14 protein-coding genes are annotated in these 17,234 nt (G+C 61.4%); 7 read left to right on the top strand and 7 right to left on the bottom strand.

Annotated features, from left to right (window positions below; translation table 11 throughout):
• Nucleotides 1-391: 391 nt before the first annotated feature.
• Nucleotides 392-754: an antibiotic biosynthesis monooxygenase family protein gene (locus RM543_RS15885; RefSeq protein WP_311693333.1), complete on the bottom strand. Its 363-nt coding sequence runs from the start codon at nt 752-754 to the stop codon at nt 392-394.
• Nucleotides 751-1,071 carry an NIPSNAP family protein gene (locus tag RM543_RS15880; protein WP_311693331.1) on the bottom strand — a complete coding sequence of 107 codons (321 nt, stop codon included), beginning with the start codon at nt 1,069-1,071 and terminating at the stop codon, nt 751-753. Before RM543_RS15880 ends, RM543_RS15885 begins: the two co-directional genes overlap by 4 nt.
• Here RM543_RS15880 and RM543_RS15875 point away from each other — a divergent pair.
• From RM543_RS15875 to RM543_RS15865, 3 genes are all read left to right on the top strand, one after another.
• Nucleotides 1,070-1,882, top strand: a complete 813-nt coding sequence (locus RM543_RS15875) for an ArsR/SmtB family transcription factor (protein ID WP_311693329.1) — start codon at nt 1,070-1,072, stop codon at nt 1,880-1,882. The genes RM543_RS15880 and RM543_RS15875 overlap by 2 nt on opposite strands.
• Before the next feature lie 307 nt (nt 1,883-2,189).
• Nucleotides 2,190-2,564, top strand: a complete 375-nt coding sequence (locus RM543_RS15870; RefSeq protein WP_311693327.1) for a hypothetical protein — start codon at nt 2,190-2,192, stop codon at nt 2,562-2,564.
• 443 nt (nt 2,565-3,007) lie between these two features.
• On the top strand, nt 3,008-3,154 hold the full coding sequence (locus RM543_RS15865; protein WP_311693325.1) for a hypothetical protein: 147 nt from the start codon (nt 3,008-3,010) through the stop codon (nt 3,152-3,154).
• A gap of 113 nt (nt 3,155-3,267) precedes the next feature.
• On the opposite strand, the gene RM543_RS15860 is transcribed toward RM543_RS15865, so the two are convergent.
• Nucleotides 3,268-3,714 (bottom strand): L,D-transpeptidase, encoded by a 447-nt coding sequence (locus RM543_RS15860; RefSeq protein ID WP_311693323.1) that lies wholly within the window; start codon nt 3,712-3,714, stop codon nt 3,268-3,270.
• 945 nt (nt 3,715-4,659) lie between these two features.
• On the opposite strand from RM543_RS15860, the gene RM543_RS15855 reads away from it, so the two are divergent.
• Together RM543_RS15855 and RM543_RS15850 are read left to right on the top strand one after the other, a co-directional pair.
• Nucleotides 4,660-4,806, top strand: coding sequence for a hypothetical protein (locus RM543_RS15855; protein ID WP_311693321.1), 147 nt, complete (start codon nt 4,660-4,662; stop codon nt 4,804-4,806).
• A gap of 78 nt (nt 4,807-4,884) precedes the next feature.
• The gene (locus RM543_RS15850) at nt 4,885-5,508 is read left to right on the top strand and encodes a LysE family translocator (RefSeq protein ID WP_311693319.1); all 624 of its coding nucleotides are present in this window, start codon (nt 4,885-4,887) and stop codon (nt 5,506-5,508) included.
• Nucleotides 5,509-5,778: 270 nt separating this feature from the next.
• On the opposite strand, the gene RM543_RS15845 is transcribed toward RM543_RS15850, so the two are convergent.
• The 3 genes from RM543_RS15845 to RM543_RS15835 form a co-directional block, all read right to left on the bottom strand.
• A complete protein-coding gene (locus RM543_RS15845) occupies nt 5,779-9,393 on the bottom strand; it encodes an SIR2 family protein (protein ID WP_311693317.1) in 3,615 nt (1,204 codons plus the stop codon).
• Nucleotides 9,394-9,841: 448 nt separating this feature from the next.
• Nucleotides 9,842-10,216: a response regulator gene (locus RM543_RS15840; protein WP_311693315.1), complete on the bottom strand. Its 375-nt coding sequence runs from the start codon at nt 10,214-10,216 to the stop codon at nt 9,842-9,844.
• A gap of 10 nt (nt 10,217-10,226) precedes the next feature.
• Nucleotides 10,227-13,298 carry a CheR family methyltransferase gene (locus RM543_RS15835; RefSeq protein WP_311693313.1) on the bottom strand — a complete coding sequence of 1,024 codons (3,072 nt, stop codon included), beginning with the start codon at nt 13,296-13,298 and terminating at the stop codon, nt 10,227-10,229.
• Between the two features lie 518 nt (nt 13,299-13,816).
• Here RM543_RS15835 and RM543_RS15830 point away from each other — a divergent pair.
• Nucleotides 13,817-15,322, top strand: a complete 1,506-nt coding sequence (locus RM543_RS15830; protein ID WP_311693311.1) for a sensor histidine kinase — start codon at nt 13,817-13,819, stop codon at nt 15,320-15,322.
• Nucleotides 15,315-15,674, top strand: coding sequence for a response regulator (locus tag RM543_RS15825; RefSeq protein ID WP_311693309.1), 360 nt, complete (start codon nt 15,315-15,317; stop codon nt 15,672-15,674). Before RM543_RS15830 ends, RM543_RS15825 begins: the two co-directional genes overlap by 8 nt.
• Before the next feature lie 201 nt (nt 15,675-15,875).
• Here RM543_RS15825 and RM543_RS15820 read toward each other — a convergent pair whose 3' ends face one another.
• Nucleotides 15,876-17,144 (bottom strand): MFS transporter, encoded by a 1,269-nt coding sequence (locus tag RM543_RS15820; protein ID WP_311693306.1) that lies wholly within the window; start codon nt 17,142-17,144, stop codon nt 15,876-15,878.
• Nucleotides 17,145-17,234: the final 90 nt, after the last annotated feature.

Raw genomic sequence — 17,234 nt, 5'->3', positions numbered from 1 at the left:
TCGACTGATTGCCGGGCGGATCGGTAAACACGCCAATTTCCGTACCCTCAGCCGCACCGGATGCTCCGAACCTAGTTCAGAAGGTATTTCACTCATCCGCAGTGTCTTTGTTGCGCAAAGGGCGTGAACCGCCGACTTCCCCTTTCCCCGGACGCACTTATTCCACGGGCTCGGCGACAAGTATGCCGAGCGCGGTGTATCCGTTCAGCACGGGGCACCGCGTCGAACAACGCGCCGAGCCCGGCGGCAATCCCGGCCGCTGTCGCGAGCGCAGAGGCCCGGCCAGGTCAAAGCGCGCGCGAGGCGACGGCCACCATGTTCGGTCCCTGCGAGATGACGGCTGCGGCGAAGGCTGATCAGGCCGTCAGCAGCGCCGGAAGGCCGTCGCCCATCACACCGCGTCCTGTCCGGCATCATGATGAGCACGCGAGTCCTTCGGAGCTTGATCGCGCGCCGTCATGCCGTAGTCGCGCAGCACTTCGGCGACCCGCAGGCGGTAATCGCGGAAGATGTCCGTGCGTCCTGCACTTTGCGCCGCCCGGTGTGTCTCGAGCTGCCGCCATGCGAGGATCGCGGCCTCGTCCCGCCAGAAGGACAGCGACAGGATGCGGTCGGGGTCTGCGAGAGACTGGTACCGCTCGATCGAGATGAAACCGTCGATCTCGTCGAGCAGCGGCCGCAGATCGGCGGCGATTTCGAGGTAATCACCTCGCCGGCCTTCTGCTGGTTCGACCTCGAAGATGACCGCGATCATGACGCCTCCTGTAGGACGACCGGCTCCAGGAACGTGCGTTCTTCCGACAGGATGAACCGCTTCTCCTGTGCCATGCGGAAGTTGTCTGCGCCGCCTTCGTCCGCACGGAGCCGCGTGCGGTAGGATTCGTACTCGGCAAGCGAGGGAAACGAGATCATCGCAAGGGCGATGTCGTTCGTCCCTTCGTGCGGCAGCCAGTAGCCGTGCAGGTCGCCCCCGCAGGCCGGGATGATGGTCAGCCAGTTGCGCGCGTATTCGGCAAAGGCGTCGCGCTGGAAGGGGTCGATGCGGTAGCGGATGCAGCAGGTGATCGTCATGGGGCCTCCGGTTCTGTTCGGGGCTCTTGTAGCCGTTCGTCCGAGGCCGATGTTTCGGTCCGGGCCGAAGCATCGACGTTCCGTATCGTGTAAGGATGGACCCGACCCAGAATGGAGACCCGTCATGCGCCACGGACCCGATATCGCCCCGATCGCCGCCCTCGTCGGAGATCCCGCCCGCGCCGCCATGCTGACGGCGCTGATGGATGGGGGCGCGCTGACGGCGGGTGAACTGGCACGTGAGGCGGGGGTAACGGCACAGACCGTCTCGGGCCATCTGACGAAGATGGAGGAGGCGGGGCTTCTGGTACGACGCAAGCAGGGTCGCCACCGCTTTGTCGCCTTGGCGGGCGATGAGGTCGGCCGGATGCTGGAGGCGATGATGGGCGTTGCCGCCGCATCGGGGCAGACGCGCACACGAACTGGACCGAAAGAACCGGCGCTACGCGAGGCGCGGGTCTGCTACGACCACCTCGCCGGGGGGCTTGCCGTGGGGCTGCTCCGGACATTGATCGAACGCGGCGCAATCCTCGAAGAGGATGAGGATCTCACACTGACCGACGACGGCGCGACGTGCTTTGAGCGGTTCGGCATCGACCTGCCCACCTTGCGCCGCGCGCGCCGCCCGGTTTGCCGCGCCTGTCTCGACTGGTCCGAGCGGCGCTTCCATCTGGGTGGCGGTCTCGGCGCGGCGATGCTTGAACAGCTCTATGCCCGCGGCTGGGCCAAACGCAAAGCCGGCACACGCGTCATCCGTTTTTCCAACAGCGGCATGGCGCAGTTTCGAGACAGGTTTCAGTTGAGAAACTAGACGTTACGCCTGCAAAACTCACTGAACGAAGTTCTTCGAAACTGTCATTCGATCACGCCACAGCATCCGGCAAGGTGGGCTCAAAGGAGGCCTGCGGCGGCGCGGCGAGAGCCACCGCTTGGTCGGGCAGTGTGGTCGTCGCTCCAGGCCCTTAGCTGCCGTTCGCATTGGGCTCATTGCTGCAGCGCTGCTGTGCAGAACAAGACGTCCACACATCGGCCGGCATTTGCACCGCCGCCCGTGTCTTCTGATCGGTTGCCAAACTCGTATCGACGAAGCAAGATCCGCCTATAAGCGGAGATACTCTATGGCCATCGATGAACAGGAGTTGGCAAGGCAAGTTGCGGGGAACACTTCAGCTGCCGCCCGCACTGTCTACCAACTTTTTGCACGAGCCAATCTACCTAAGGAGCTTTCGCCGCAGTTTGGTGGCCATGGCTATATCGATCGAGAACTCCGCTTTGTTAGAGATGGCCGGTGGTACTTTGCCGCCGTGCTCAACAAGTCCTGGGTTCTATGGTATTTTCGACGTCCTGCCATCTCAGAATTGGGGCTCAATCTCGACGAACTTGTGCAAACTTTTCATAGTGCCGAGCTCACGTCTGGCGGCGAGGTGAAAGTGCGTGTCCAAGATCCGATGACGGCATACGCTATGCTTGGCTGGCTCTTCCAGAATCTTTGAAACCACGTGACAACGTTCGGCCCATTGCCGACCTTCACGCCAGGCGCAGCGGCTGACCGGTCTCGGCCCTAACCGGACCTTCGCTATGCCCTCGCTCGCTGCAGTGTAATGCCTCCAAAGCTGACTGTCGTGTGAGAGTGCAGCATCATACGGTGGGTGAAGGTCGGCAGTGCGGGATGAGGCTGCCGTTCGACGCTGTCATGCAGACGACCGCTTCACTCAAAGACAGAAGGCATGTTGTAAAATGAAAGATGTCAGGCGGTCTTGAACCAACTCAGAGGAGGCTGTCTCGACATGGGCACAAAGAATGTGCCACCGGAAATTAGTTGTCCAGCAAGGAGCGCTGCGACGACGATGTCAATTTGGACAGTAGAGCGATTTGAACCGCCCCGGATCAATCAGCTTGCCAAACTTGCCTCGACGCAACCGTGATGAAACGCCACGTGCTGACGCTGAAGAGCGGGCATTTCACTTTCGACATTTTCGACAACCAGCCCGTTCTGGTTGAGGAGATAGCCAAGGCCTACGGCATGTGGCTGCTGTTGCCATCGATGGAATCGTCCTGCCGCCTGCGTTTCGGCAGGCAGTGATCGATATCGAGGCGCCCTGGGCGTGAGTTCAACTAAGCCATGAAACTCTACCGACGAACTGGTCTGCCCCCTCGCTGTTCAAGCCAGGAGGGAGCAGGAGAACGCCTAGTTCGTTAGTAAAGCGCCTGCAGTCCCGCCGGTTTAATCGAGGGAAGCACGATCACGTCGCTTCCGTGAACGGAACGCGCCTCGAGGTCTATTACGTCTTGGTTCAGCATGCGGATGCAGCCAGATGACACCGACTGGCCGAGCTCCCAGGGGCGCCCGTCTCCATGAATGCGATATAGCGTGTCTTCGCCATTCTGGAATAGATAGAGCGCGCGAGCGCCGAGGGGGTTGCCGGGGCCAGGGTCCATCCCACCGTTCGCGACGGTAAATGGGCGAAGTTCTGGCGAGCGCTCAGCCATGACTTCCGGCACTTTCCAGCGTGGCCATGAGCGAGTAAATTGGAGACGCGCGGTGCCCTGCCACTCGAACCCGACTGCTCCGACGCTGACGCCATAGCGCGTAGCCGTTTCGGGGGACTCCACTAAGTATAGAAGAGCAGCGTCGGGATCCACTATGATCGTCCCACGCGCGCGGTTAGGCTAGGGATTGGGAACGTCCTGCCTCCAATAGCGAGGTTCGACACTATCGGGCGGAATAGCGGGCACAGGAAAGGGCTCACCGCTTACCGCGTCGTAGAACGCGGGCAGCGGGGGAGGAGGCGGCGGCGGCTTCGGGGCGGTCATGGGCATGGGCTCACGGCGTGCGCAGGCCGTAAGGCCTGCCGCGCCCGCGAGAGCGAGGAGCGTGCGTCGATTGATCACGAGAGAAGTCCTATCTGATAACGGAAGGTTACGGTGCGCGAAGCACCGGACGGCCGGTCAGAAGAGGCGATGAGGCGACAGTGGCGGAGTAATACTCAGCCCCGTCCCTATCGAGGTGTGGAATGCAGCAAGCCGAGGGCGGGGGCGCGGCTCAATTTCTATGGCCTCATCGGGCAGAGCTGCGGCTGCATGAGCGCATCCGGAGAGCACCGCAATGCGGCAGTGACGGCGCGATGCCCCCTTAACGCTGGTCGTGCGAGGCTGAGCCGCTTGGTCACTCTCAAGCTGAATCGAGGTCTGGGCATAGTCACTTGTTGCCAGACGCTGCTGTTCCACCGTCGCAACGACCTCTGCTGCGTTCAAGAAAGCACCCCAAGGAAAGAGCACAAAGATCAGCAGAAAGGTCAGATAGCGTTTGATGAACCGCCCTTAGCCGAAGGCGTGACGGCGGTACAGGCACGATCAGTTGAACGCATGCATGGCCGGCTGATCCGCTCGATCTTCAGCCCCTGTAACATAGGGTGCCAACGTTTCCATCGCCTCGTGGTGAGACAGAAACACCTTTCCAGTCAATCTTTGCAGGAGCGAGGAATTTGCCAGACACGACGACCCATCCTATCACGATCGCACCGCAGCGAAGGTCGGGTTCAAGCTCGGAGTAAAAGAGTTGCCTATAGAAGGCTGCGCAGTTGTAGCATGGGCTCACCTGTCGTGATCGGCACTTACCTGCCCTTCAGTCTCTGGCCGATCGCCGCGGTGCAGCTTCACCAGACCGGCCATTCGTGCATCGCGCAGCATTTTCGGAGGCTGAAGGTCGGCAGGAAGGACGAAGCCGCCGTTTAGTCATCGGCCCGAGGCCGTGCCTTTGCACTCTGAGCTGCGATCACTTATACCGTTGGGAAAAATGAGGATAGTTCTGCCGTGCCTGATCTGCTCCTATTTCTGCCCGCGTGCTTTGCGCTGAACCTTGCGTTTGGTCCAAATAACCTTCTCGCCATGACCCACGGGGCGCAAAAGGGGGTCCTTTTTGCGTTTACGGCAAGCTTTGCCCGTCTGGCTATCTTTGTTCCAATGATTACGGCGAGTGCTCTGGGCCTCGGCCTCCTGCTGTCGGCCTCGGCACTGCTCTTCAACACGGTTAAGATCATCGGCGCTGCGTACCTCGTCTGGCTAGGCATCAGGCTACTAAAAACTGCGCCGGGAAAGACAGATTGGGACGCCGAAGCCATGAAGCCGACGCTTCAGAAAGCGTTTCGTGGCGAAGCCCTTGTGGCCGTCAGTAATCCCAAAGCGATCCTGATCTTCGCGGCCTTCTTCCCCCAATTCATCGATACCTCGCACTACTGGGCGAGCTACGCGCTTCTTGGCGCCACCTTCATTGCACTCGAAGCCGTTGCTATCCTGATCTATGCGACAGCTGGACGTTTTGCGGCGGCCTTCGCCTCAACGAAGCTCCATTGGTTTCAGCGAGCATCAGGGGGCGGTATGATTGCCTTTGGGCTGCTTCTTCTTTTCAGCCGCCAACCCGGCCGAGGTGCCGCTTAGCGCTTGATCGACGTCTGTTGAGGGCTCCTTCCCGCCGTTCGCTGCTCCGCAGGGGCGAGCGCCTGTCCGTCCCTCGCGCGGCGTCGCTGCCGGCCCTGAGCTGCCGTTCGCCTCTTGCCGGAACGCTGCGGTGCAGCTTCCCCGAAGCGGACGCCGTCAGCTACGTGCAGCAAATCGAACGCTTGGATGACCGCTATGCTGACAAAGAAAGCTTTCGCTGCATGCGCTTGAATGGCAGCAACGTGCGTATCGCGTCGACGAGATCACCATTTATTGGTAGCGAATGTATCGCTGCTCCAACCACTGCAGTCGCCTATCCCTCTCCAGTTTGGGGTCGGCAGAAATCAGGCGATCGAGGAGTTTCGGGACATCGTGGGACGTGGCTTGGCTATCAGGTCCTAGCAGTATCCAGAGTAGCGTCAGGGTCTCAGCGGGATAGTCATCCGGTGCTGTGGATGCGTTGATCTCATACGTACCGCTGTAGCCCTCAAGCGGCGTGATGTAGGGTTTAAGGAAGATGAGTGCTTCTGGAAAAGCGGCGCCGGCCGCCACGGCAAGGTTTGCGAACTTGCGGCTAAGTCTCGGGTGCTTAAAGCGCCGCTCACGAGGCCACACGCGCGCCATAAGCGGGCATATGGCAGTCCGCCACGACGCTCCAGCACCTTCCTCCGCCTGCTCAATCCAACCGGCCATGACCTCCACTGCTCCCTCGCGCAAAGCCAGCGAGCCTTCTCTCAGGCCCGCTGCGACATCTTTCGCGCCAATACCTGAAATCTCAGCCTCTTCGCCACGCCTCACGACGTCCAAGACAGGCGAGAGAAGGTTGAGCGCAGCCCAGTAGGCGCCTTCGTCAGAGTCCATAGACGCTGCGCCCTTCACAATTGATTGCCCAAACATCCGCATTGCTAACGGTGAGAGTCGGCTATGGCTGACGAGAACTTTACGGAGAGCGTGCGCTTCCCAGCCATCCTCACCTAATGCCACTACGAGGCTCTCGTTAACCTCTGTAACGTTGAATGAAAGGGTGAAGTTTAGATTTTGCACGAGGCTCGTCTTGGCGAGAATGCCAGAGTAACCCGGGGCGCTTACGACGGTAGTAAGATTGCCGATCAGGGCTTGAGAAGCGGTGCCTCCTGCCTTTCGCTGTTCATCCAGTTCAACGAGCATTGCATCCGTCAGCCTTCCGGTTGGCGAGTTGAGCGCCCTATAGACGATGTCGCGGTCCTCTTCGACCTCGGTGCAGTCGAGCGCGACCGCCGCTTGGAATAGCTTAGGCCACCATGCAGAAATTGCGTTGTCAGCTCGGCGGGGCGTCGACCAGTACAGGTCTGCTAGGCTTGGAATAATGCGGACCAGGAATTGATTGTCGGCTGCGTCCAACGTTCGGAAGATCGAAAGGGTGAGGGTTTGTCGGTGCTCATCAGCCAGACCGCTTCCATGAGCCAAAACGCTGGCCAGCTTGGACCAGAGGGGAGCGTTGACCTCGTCCAAGGGCGCGTCGTTCAGGATCTCGAGGGCCCCGTCGGGGTTGGACTGGCAGAAGGCATGCCAACCCTGCTGCTTCTCGATAACGTGGCTGGTTAGGGACTCTTGAGCGACACGAAGCCGATCGTTGTCAGGAGCTTCGGCTATGACGGTGGCGTCTCCTACGACGCGCCGCACACCGGACGAGTAGCTCTTGAAGAAGTCGCGGTCGGCTACCTCTCGGTCAAGGTGAAGATGGCGCGCAATGATGGCAGCGAGCTCGTCGGCACCCTCGCCCGACAAGACTCCCGCATCTGCCAGCATGTTAAGGCGGAACCAGACCTCTTGGTCTCGCGCATAGTCGCGCCAGTCGGGCTGTCCGTCCTCAATTTCGTAGCGCTGGTAGTGCAGACGTGCTTCGGTACGTATGCGATGCTCTAGGGCCGCGACAACCTCTTGATCGGCGTTGCCAGCGCGATCTCGAACGGCAAGCGCCAACTCGCGGTGTGTCCTCCAGAAATCATCGAGCGACAGATCAAGCAGCCCCTCAATGGCGTCAGTTGAATGGTAGAGGCTCCGATCTCGAAGCGCGTGCATCCAGAGGCGGAGGCCGACGCGCCCTGGCATGCTCTGCCATTCCTCGGCATGACGCCGGGCCACTTTGACATCGCTAGCCAAGACAGTTGGAAGGAGGCGCGCCAGCAGCTCGGTGAGGAAGACGACTCCGCCCCGATGCTCGTTCTGAGAATGGGCCTCTATGGAGGGGACGCCAGCGTCGATTCGGTCAAAGTCGGCGGTGACCATGCCGGCATCAATTCCCAAGCCTATCGCATCACGCAGCGCCGCAGTTGCCAACTCTATGAGCACCAGAGGCTGGGGCTGCCTAAGCAGCGCGTCGAGCAACGCGACCGCGCCGCCGCGGTCGGGAAGGGTCAGCCTTACCCAGGCGAGATCGCTTAGACGCTCGGGTGTGTCTGGAGCAGGCGAGCCGTAGAGTTCGCTTCGGTTCGGCTCGAGCACGAGGTTGGGCGATAGTAGACGCACCGCCTTTTGCAGATCGGTATACAGCACTGGGGCGCTCGCGAGTTCTCGCTGTACGGCGTAGGACCTTTCATCCCAATCAAACCTTTGAGGCTTGCTAGTCGCCATGAGGCGCCAAGCCAAGTACCAAGGGTCGGGCAAATCTTGCACTTGGCCTAGTTTGAGGGCTAACTGCTCACGGAAATCCCCGCCAAGCTTGGCGTTCCACATGAGCGCAGCTGCGAAGCGGCCCTTGCTACGAAGATCCTTTCCCGCCCATGCCGCAGAGACCCAATCAGCATCTTGATCGGTCCACAGCTTCCGCTCGGCGAAGAAGTCTAGCCAGGCGCTGTCCCGAACGACGTTGATAACGAGGTCGAATAGGTCGCGTCGTCCTGTGAAGAGCCATGCAATCCAGTCAAGTTCGGCTTGAGTTGCTGAAGCATGTGGTTTGGCTAGAAGGTCTGAAGTCCAGCGGCGTCGCGTCGCCTTGGGCGTCTCTATGAGGTCAGCAAGAGAGGCAAGGTCGCGCCACAGGGCAGTATGCGACTGCGGCTGGCCGTCAGGATCGGTCACGGGATGGTAGGGCAGCGCCTCGACAGCCAAGGCCGCCCAACGAGCTGTCGTGTCCTCTTCATTGTCCCTGATCGCGTCGAGTGCGTAGACGGTGCGAAGGTCAGGGAAGCGCGTTCGGTCTGCCTCCAGCACATTTAGAAAGTATCGCACCGGCGCGTCGTTGGCGCTGTATCCGATAAGGACCACGGTCTTGCAGCGGCACAGGTCGAATAGGAACCGCGAAACCCAACCAGACCGCATATAGGCGTCGCCATAGTCGGCGCTGGTCATTACAAGAGCTGATTGATCGACGCCGATCACCGGGTCACCGATACGGCCGTGGATGTGGATGATGCCTTGGAAGCCGGAACTGCCGGGCAGTGGTAGCGCTTGGCCTGCGGAACTTGATCTCGCGACGGTCTCCGCCGGCACATCCTCCAGAAGCCAGGCATGCTCAATCAGCGTATCGAAATTTGTTGTGACTATGGTGGGCCGGTTCTCGAGGTCGCGGGAGAGACGCAGGATCGTTCGGTGGCGCGTGAGGTCTGGGGTTTCCGGCAGCTTGACCAAGTCGCTGACCGTTCGGATCAGCTCATCGGGATCGACGATGCGACGGCTGAGAGATCCTAGCACCTCTTCGAACGTGCCCGTCTCATACGACAGATGCTCGGAGCGGTCCTTATCGAGGTTCAACTCCTCGTAGCAATTATCAACAAGGGCCTTAAAACCAGGTAGCTGGGGGGCGCTGATCCCGGCTCCGCACAGGAAGACGACCTCGCCTCTCAGCAAGGCATCGACCAACGACGAGGGGAACTCCGGTCCCTCCTCGGAGAACCGTAGTGGCATGGCGGGTAAACTCCGTATTTATCTCACAAGCTTCGTAAGCGATTGCCGTAGCACGGACCTATAGCTGGGCAATACCTAGGCGCGGCGCGCCATGCACCGGCAGTTACCATGCAATGGCTGAGCGGCGGTCATGGGTCATCCCTCCTATAGGCATTGGCAGCAATGCGCGCTTCGCGTCACTTCTGTTAGACCGCAGCACTGATCGAAAAGGGCTCGAAGCGGTCACGCGGCGGCGCAGCGGCCGGTGCCGACCACGTCGGCCGCGTCCGTCGTCGCTATCGGCCCATTGCGGACATTCAGCCTTGGATCAGGAGGCTGCAGTGCGGCCCGTCGAACCTGCCGTTCGCTGCGCTTGCAAATCCGCGCGACCGTCGAAGGTCAGCCGTACGGACGAAGCTGCCATCCCAAAAAGCGAGCGGGTCCTCACAGCGATTGTCCTGAACGAGACTTACTCCCGCAGCATCAGGCTCAACCGATCCCGAAGCGCGCCGGGATTTAGCGGCTTCGATAGCAGAGGGCGGTCCTGAAACCCCGGCTTTAGCTGATCGGTCGTGTAGCCGCTGAGAAACGCGAACGGGATGCCTTGTTCAGCCATGGCATCTGCGACTGGATAAGACGTCTCGCCGCGAAGGTTCACGTCGAGGAGTGCCGCATCGACTTCGCCCTTACCAAGGATGTCGAGCGCCGCGGAAACGGAATGCGCCGGACCCAAGGCGCGATATCCGATGTCCTTGACGGTATGCGCCAGATCGTCGGCGATCAGCCAATCGTCCTCGACAATCATGATTGTCCGCTGCTCTGCGCTTGTTTCGCTGCTGCTCATAACCTGCACCTTAGCGTTCGATCCGGAAACTCAGCTCCAGCATAAATCCTGCGGGCGGAAAGCTGATCTCAGCGTCGCCATCCATCTGCGATCTGATCTGCCCTTCGATGAGAGCAAGCCCGAATCCCTTTCGTTTCGGCGAATGCACTTCGGGCCCATCCTTTTCCACCCATTTCAAGCGAAGTCGGTCGCCGTCGGCCTGCCAGACGACGTCTACCCGACCGTCATCGCTCGACAGCGCGCCGTATTTCGCGGCGTTGGTTGCCATTTCATGCACGACCATGCCGAGGGAAAGCGCTTGTTGTGGCGTCAACGCGATCTCGGGTCCGTCAGCGGAGATGCGATCGGCGCCAAAGGCCTCCGCCTCGGCGCGAACAAGGTCCCCGATTGCCACCTTCGTCCAGTCGGACCGGGAGAGGAGCGAGTAGGCTCGCGACATGCCGTGCAGTCGACCGATCAGCCGCTCGCCGAACTCATCCATGCTGGACGAGGTTTTCCGCGTGGCGTTGGCGATGCTGATCACCACGGACAGCATGTTCTTGACCCGGTGGTTCAGCTCGGAGATCAGCACCTTTTGCTGCTCTTCAGCCTGCGCGAGCGAGGAGATGTCGACGAGGGTGATGACCACCCCGTCGATGCCGTCGTCACGGTTGCGGTAGGGCACCAGCCGGACCAGGATGTGCAGCCCGTCATCGTCCGGGGCCAGCCGCCTTTCCAGAAGATTGTCCGAGCGGAAGACCTTCCGGACCTCGGCCTCGAGATCCGGGTATTGCAACGCACCGGCAAGATCCATCAATGGGCGGCCGATGTCGGAGTCCCGGATGTTGAAGAACGCTCCGGCGGCAGGGGTGAAGTTGCGGATCACGAGGTCGCGGTCGAGGAACACCGTCGCGATACGCGTCGCGGCGTAGAGATTCTTGAGGTCCGTGTTGGCGCTGTCGAGGCGGTCGACGCTTCTCTCGAGCTCGGCGTTGATCGTCGAGAGTTCCTCGTTGAGGGACTGCATCTCCTCACGCGACGCTTCGAGTTCCTCGTTGGTCGATTGCGCCTCCTCGTTGACCGAAACCAGCTCTTCGTTCGACGATTTCACCTCCTCGAGCGCGGTCTCGTATTCCTCTACTGTGGACTGAAGGCGCTCGCGAACGTCGCGCAGCTCGCGCTCCAATGCCGCCTCTGCCTCGTGCGCTTCGGCCTCCGCACCTTCATCGGTACCTGACTGCCGCCACTTACCGAGCGGGTTGAAGAGCACCAGAAATAGGGTTTCATTGCCCGTGGGGCCGTCCAGCGGCTCGATCGACATGCCGATCATGTTGCCGGTCGCTCCGTCCCGGTCGAGCATCAGAACATGCCGGGCGGCTGGTCTTCCCGTCTCCATCGTCTCGCGCAGCGCCGCGCGCAGATCCGCCCGGAACTCGCGCCGAGCGAGATCAAAGATGTGACGGTTGGGTGCGCCGCGCGGCATCTCCAGATAGCGGCCGGTGTTCGCCGAGAAGTAGAGCGCGTCGCCCTCATGGGTGATCACGACATGGGCGGGCGCATGCCGCTCGAGCACCTGCGTTTCGACCTGTTGACGAAGTTGGACACCCGTCGCGTCCGACGGGCGTTCCGCCACGTCTTGCCGGGTTCGGGAGGCGGACGCGTCCAGCGTCATCGGCAACCGCCGCGGGCCGCCATGATCCCGGCTCTGGAAAATGCGGTGTTGCTTATCAAGGGGGGCAAACAGATCGCCGTGGCGACTGACGCCCTCGGATGTGCCGAGGAACAGGTACCCGCCCGGCTTCAGTGCGTAATGGAATGTCGGGATCACCCGGTCCTGAAGCTCTCCGCCGAAATATATCAGCAGGTTGCGGCAGGACACCAGGTCCATCCGCGAGAATGGCGGGTCCGAGATCACGCTGTGCGGTGAGAAGATGCACATCTCGCGCACTTCCTTGCTGACAACGAGGCTTGCTCCGTCGCGGCGAAAGAACCGTTTGAGCCTTTCCGGTGCGACACCCGCAAGAAGCGCCTCCGGGTAGCGCCCTGCGCGGGCAGCACCGAGTGCCTCGTCGTCGATGTCGGTCGCGAAGATCTGCACCTTAGGGACAACATCCAGTCCGTCCATCTCCTCGCGCATCAGGATACCGAGCGAATAGACCTCTTCTCCCGTAGCGCAGCCCGGCACCCAGAGCCGGATTGTCTCGTCCGCGCCGCGCCCGACGAAAAGATTCGGAATCACCTGACTTTTGAGTGTGGCGAAGGCATCGGAGTCGCGGAAGAAGTTGGTCACATTGATCAGCAGGTCACGGAACAGTGCCATGACCTCGCCCGGGTGGTCCTTCAGCCGCTGCAGGTAGGCATCGACCGTGGTCAACTGAACCACCTTCATGCGTCGTTCTACACGGCGCATGAACGTCTTGTCCTTGTAGCCGGAAAAATCGTGACCTGTATGACTGCGCAGAAGGCGCGCGATGTCGCCTTGCAGCTGCCGCGCCTCGTCAATGCGCCGTCTGTCCTTCTCGCCGTCGGCGAGACCCACGAAGGCGTCGATGTCGGCGCGAAGCCGGACCAGCTTCTCGGGCATCCGCTCCACCGGCTCGGCAAAGTCGATCAAGCCACTGGCAATCGCGCTATGAGGCATCTCGGGATTGCGCGGGCCCGATCCATCGCCGGTCTGCGCCATGGTGATTCCGCCGCGCTCCTTGATGGCCTTCACACCAAGGGTGCCGTCGCCGTCCCCGCCCGACATCACGATACCGACGGCATTCTCGCCCTGGTCTTCGGCCATTGAGGCGAAGAACACGTCGATCGGTTTGCGTTCCCGGTGAATTGGATCTTCAGGCCTCAGCCGCAGGCGACCATCCGCCATGGTGAGGATCATGCCCTCGGGCATGACGTAGACATTGTTCGGCCGCACCTCGGCGCCGTCCTCGGCCACGCTGACGGGGTTCGACGTATAGCGCCCGACAACCTCGTGCAGCTGGCTCGGCCGTTCGGGGCTGAGATGTGTCACGATGATGAACGCCATCCCGCTGTCTTCGGGAAGGTGTCGGAAGAAGCCTTCGAGTGCCGGAATGCCGCCGGCCGAGGCGCCGATACCCACGACGAGGGGAGCGTGTGTTGTCATCAGATGAGCCTACGCCTTGGCCACCGCGCCGACAACGACGAGGCACAGTCCAACGGCCCGAGCTCCGAATGGTTTCTTTCGGTGGCGCAAAAGTCGAGTTCAAAATCGAATGTCGCGGAAGGGCTCGGTGCGGACATGCGGCAACGCAGCGATTTGGGCAGCTGGCGGCAGCTGCCAGACCGTCGCTCCCGGCCCAATCCCGCCGTTTGAAGCAGTCCTGATTGCAGCAGCGCGGCCCGCGGAACAGGCTTCGCCGCAGTAGCCAGGCATCACGGCGAACGATTTCACGCTATGCGGGGTCAAAGCGAGCTCCCGATCACGGTGAAGCAGGGTGCGCTTGCGTGCCTGTGCGTCCGGCAGGCATGATCGCAGACACGTAGGTCTGCGGCGCGACCTGCGTTCTTGGGGCGTGGAATGGACAGGCTCCAACTTGCCGTGCTCTGGTCTTCGGCTAAGCGTCCGATGCAGGAAACTCGAAGCCGCGGGAGGCCATGATGAAACGATCGAACACCGGAACCGTCGATCGTTCCTCGGATATTTCGGCGTGGTCGAGGCGAATGTCGCTGGTCGTGGCGGCCGTGAGCGCGGCCGTCCTCGTCTTGGGCTGGGGAGCGGGTATCGATTTTCTCCGGCGCATCCGGCCGGACTTTGCGGCCATGGTTCCCAGCACCACCATATGCTTCATGCTGCTTTCCGCCGGGGTCTTCATGCAGACGAGGATGGACGGCCGCCTGGTCCAGACGATCTGTGCTATCCTGGCGGGTGCCATCGCGGCGGTCGACCTGGTTGTGCGGGTTGCAAGCAATCGGGGCGGAATCGACGACTTCTTCGTATCATCCCTTCCATCGGGCGACGGCATGGCATTCGCCACAGCGGCGTGCGTCATTCTCGCATCCTACAGCCTCGGCGCGCTGGCATGGAGTAATTCGTCCAATCCGCGCGCGTTTCAATGGCCGGCCACCCTGGGACTTCTCGCGGCAATGGTCGCGTTGGTCGGCTATGCCTTCGACACGCGAGCGCTGTATGGCGTGTTCGTCTTCACAGCCATGGCCCTGCACACCGCGCTTCTGTTTCTCCTGCTCTTCATCGGGCTTCTGCTCGTCGCGCCGAGGCAAACGTGGATCGGAATCCTTATCGGGTCGGAGCCGGGCAGTCTCGGCGCGCGGCGCCTGTTTCCGCTGGTGGCCTTGGCACCGGTCGCCTTGTGCTTCGTGGCACTGCAACTCACGGATGCAGGAATTTTCAACGCGAATTTCCGGCTTAGTGTGTTGGCGATTGCGATGACGGCGCTCGCCTCCGGCGCGGTCCTGCGCAATGGATATCTCGAGAACCGGGCCGATCGGTCCCGGGCCCGTCTAATGCGCGACCTGGAAAGCACAAGCGCGGAGCGGGCGCTACTGCTCAAGGAACTTTACCATCGGGTGAAGAACAACCTTCAGCAGATCAACGCAATGTTGCGCATCGAGGCGCGGAAGGTGGACGATCCGCATCTCTCGACCGCCTTTCAGTCGATTTCGGACCGGATCGCCGCCCTCGGTGTGGTTCATCAATTGCTGATCTCCGCGCCAACCCCCTCCGAAGTCGAGGTGGAAGCCTTCCTGACGGACCTTTGCCGGGGCCTTGCCGCCAGTCATGGCCTCGAACGCCGCGATATCGCTTTGGAAATAGAGGCCGATCCGGGGCGCGCCCATATCGAGGTCGCCATCTCCATGGGGCTACTCGTGAACGAACTGGTCACGAATTCGATCAAGCACGCTTTCGGGGATGGTCCGGGCACGATCGTCGTCCGCTACGAGGAGCGTCCGGACTGCTTGGCGCTCAGCGTCTCCGACGACGGGGCTGGCGGGGCATGGACGATAGATTCCGGAGGAACGGGCAGTCTCATCATCCGCAGCATGGTGTCCCAGCTCAAGGCCGATTTGCAGACTTGGGACAGGGATGGCATGTATGTTGAAGTCACTATGCCCAGGGATATTAACCAATTGGACCGATATGAGTAGAGCGACGATCGTAATCGTTGAAGACGACTTTCTGATCGCCGAAGATCTTCGCGGGATGTGCGAGGAGTTCGGTGCAAGCGTCCTCGGGATGGCCCATGCCGCCGATGAGGCATTCGCCGTCATCGAGAAGGCCAAACCGCAATACGTCCTGATGGACGTCAGGCTCGGTGGCAAGCGCGACGGCGTCGATATCGCGCAGCAAGTGTATGACGCGATGCCGGAGACGAAGCTGATCTTCATTACCGGCTCGAACGAGCCTCCGACCATCGAGCGCATCAAGCAAGACCACCCGTTCAGGATCTTGATAAAGCCGATCAGCCCCAGGGAACTATCGGAGGCAATCACATCCTGACGTGCTTTTCCCTGTGGAAGCGGCAGATGGGACCTACCCCTGAAGCGATGTCGTCGAAAGGCGCGGCGAAGCGCGATTTGGGTCCCCTATTTTCTATCACCCGGCGCACCGCTCCTTTGCGTATGGTTTGTTTGGCCTCGTAGACGCTCTTGAGCCCTCAGCTTCCAGAAGCTGCGCCTGCTGCAAGTAGTGTCCCCCCCGTCAGTCTGAACGGGCAGGGCTTTCCTTGATCCAACTTGCGGGCAACAATAGGCCGGTTGCAAAAGCGAGCGCGGCCGCGCCGTAGAACATCACCTCGGCCCCGGCCATGCTGGACACGAGCCCCGCCACCGCCGGTCCCACGACGCTCCCGACGGCCGTGCCAAGCAGGGCCGCAGTGAACCCGAGGGCGGGAAGTTCGGGAAAGAGTTTCTCCGACCAGAAAGCGATCACCGCGCTCGTCATCATGACATGCATCCCCTGCAAGCCAGCCGAGCCGACGAGACCCGCCCAGTTCGCGGGCACAAACGCGGTAAGCGCGAGGGAAAGGGCAGTCATGAACAACAGGACCCGTAGCAGCCACGTCAGCCCGACCGCCTGTCGCGCGCGGTTCGTCAGGAAGCCCGCTAGCCCGAAAAACCCGTAGAGTATGAACAAGAGCGCGGGTGCCGCCGGTGCGGGCAGACCCGGGACTCCGCCTGCCTCTTGCACGTGGTCGCCAGCGAAGGCGATATAGATCGCCGATGTCACGCCGAACACGTTTGCCACGGCGAAGAGCGGCATGGCCGACGGCTGCAGGACCGCGCGCCAGCCTTCCTTCGGACCTGATCTTGTATCGCGTTCCACGGGATTCAACACGGCCCAGTTCGCAACGAGTGCAATCGCGGCCAGAAGCGCGAAGCCCGCCCAACACAGGCGCCACGGCACTCCCATCAGGACCATCAGAAGCGCCGCCCCACCGGCACCCATGATGCCGACACTGGTTCCGGTACTGATCTCGGACAGCGCGGTGGGCCGGTCGATATCGTTGATCTTGCGATGCACGGCATCGTTGAAGGGCGTCCACGCAAAGCCGGCGCTCGATGCGGCGATCGCGACGCCGCAGGCCAGCACGATGACGTTCGGTGCGGCTGCAACGATGACCAGGCCCACCAGCGCCGCGCAAAGTCCGGCCAGGACGGGAAACTCGGGACGCAGGCGGTTCAGCATGGCCTGCGCGATGAGCAGGCCTACGAAGAAGCCGAAGAACCCGAGGCTGGAGACGATACCGACGGCGGAGGTGGACATGGAGAACGCGGATCGGAATTCCGGTACGAACAGTCCGAACCCCATACGGCCGGGACCGTAGCTGATCGCGGTGGCTGCGAAACCCGCTGCCGACAAGGTCCTGAAGTAGGTAATGATCGGTCTCCTGTTCGTAAGGTCACAAACAGTGTCGCCGGGTGTGGTTCCAGACCGTGCAGCGACGAATGCGCGCTGGCTGCGTGCCATTCCCATGAGGCCGGCAGTCTTCCAAACATGCCCCGCGACTACGATCCGAAAACGATGATCGGTGACGGTCGTCAAGCGTGGCTCAGACGA

Origin of the sequence: Tropicimonas omnivorans, from assembly GCF_031846565.1 — a bacterium.
Lineage (GTDB): Bacteria > Pseudomonadota > Alphaproteobacteria > Rhodobacterales > Rhodobacteraceae > Tropicimonas_B > Tropicimonas_B omnivorans.
The sequence above is the reverse complement of the archived record's forward strand: the minus strand, read 5'-3'. Positions and strand labels throughout refer to the sequence as shown.

Coding starts and splice junctions, on each gene's coding strand:
- RM543_RS15875 (WP_311693329.1), top strand. CDS start 1,070: ATGGGGCCTCCGGTTCTGTTCGGGGCTCTTGTAGCCGTTCGTCCGAGG.
- RM543_RS15855 (WP_311693321.1), top strand. CDS start 4,660: ATGGGCTCACCTGTCGTGATCGGCACTTACCTGCCCTTCAGTCTCTGG.
- RM543_RS15820 (WP_311693306.1), bottom strand. CDS start 17,144: ATGGCACGCAGCCAGCGCGCATTCGTCGCTGCACGGTCTGGAACCACA.
- RM543_RS15840 (WP_311693315.1), bottom strand. CDS start 10,216: ATGAGCAGCAGCGAAACAAGCGCAGAGCAGCGGACAATCATGATTGTC.
- RM543_RS15880 (WP_311693331.1), bottom strand. CDS start 1,071: ATGACGATCACCTGCTGCATCCGCTACCGCATCGACCCCTTCCAGCGC.
- RM543_RS15845 (WP_311693317.1), bottom strand. CDS start 9,393: ATGCCACTACGGTTCTCCGAGGAGGGACCGGAGTTCCCCTCGTCGTTG.
- RM543_RS15870 (WP_311693327.1), top strand. CDS start 2,190: ATGGCCATCGATGAACAGGAGTTGGCAAGGCAAGTTGCGGGGAACACT.
- RM543_RS15830 (WP_311693311.1), top strand. CDS start 13,817: ATGAAACGATCGAACACCGGAACCGTCGATCGTTCCTCGGATATTTCG.
- RM543_RS15885 (WP_311693333.1), bottom strand. CDS start 754: ATGATCGCGGTCATCTTCGAGGTCGAACCAGCAGAAGGCCGGCGAGGT.
- RM543_RS15825 (WP_311693309.1), top strand. CDS start 15,315: ATGAGTAGAGCGACGATCGTAATCGTTGAAGACGACTTTCTGATCGCC.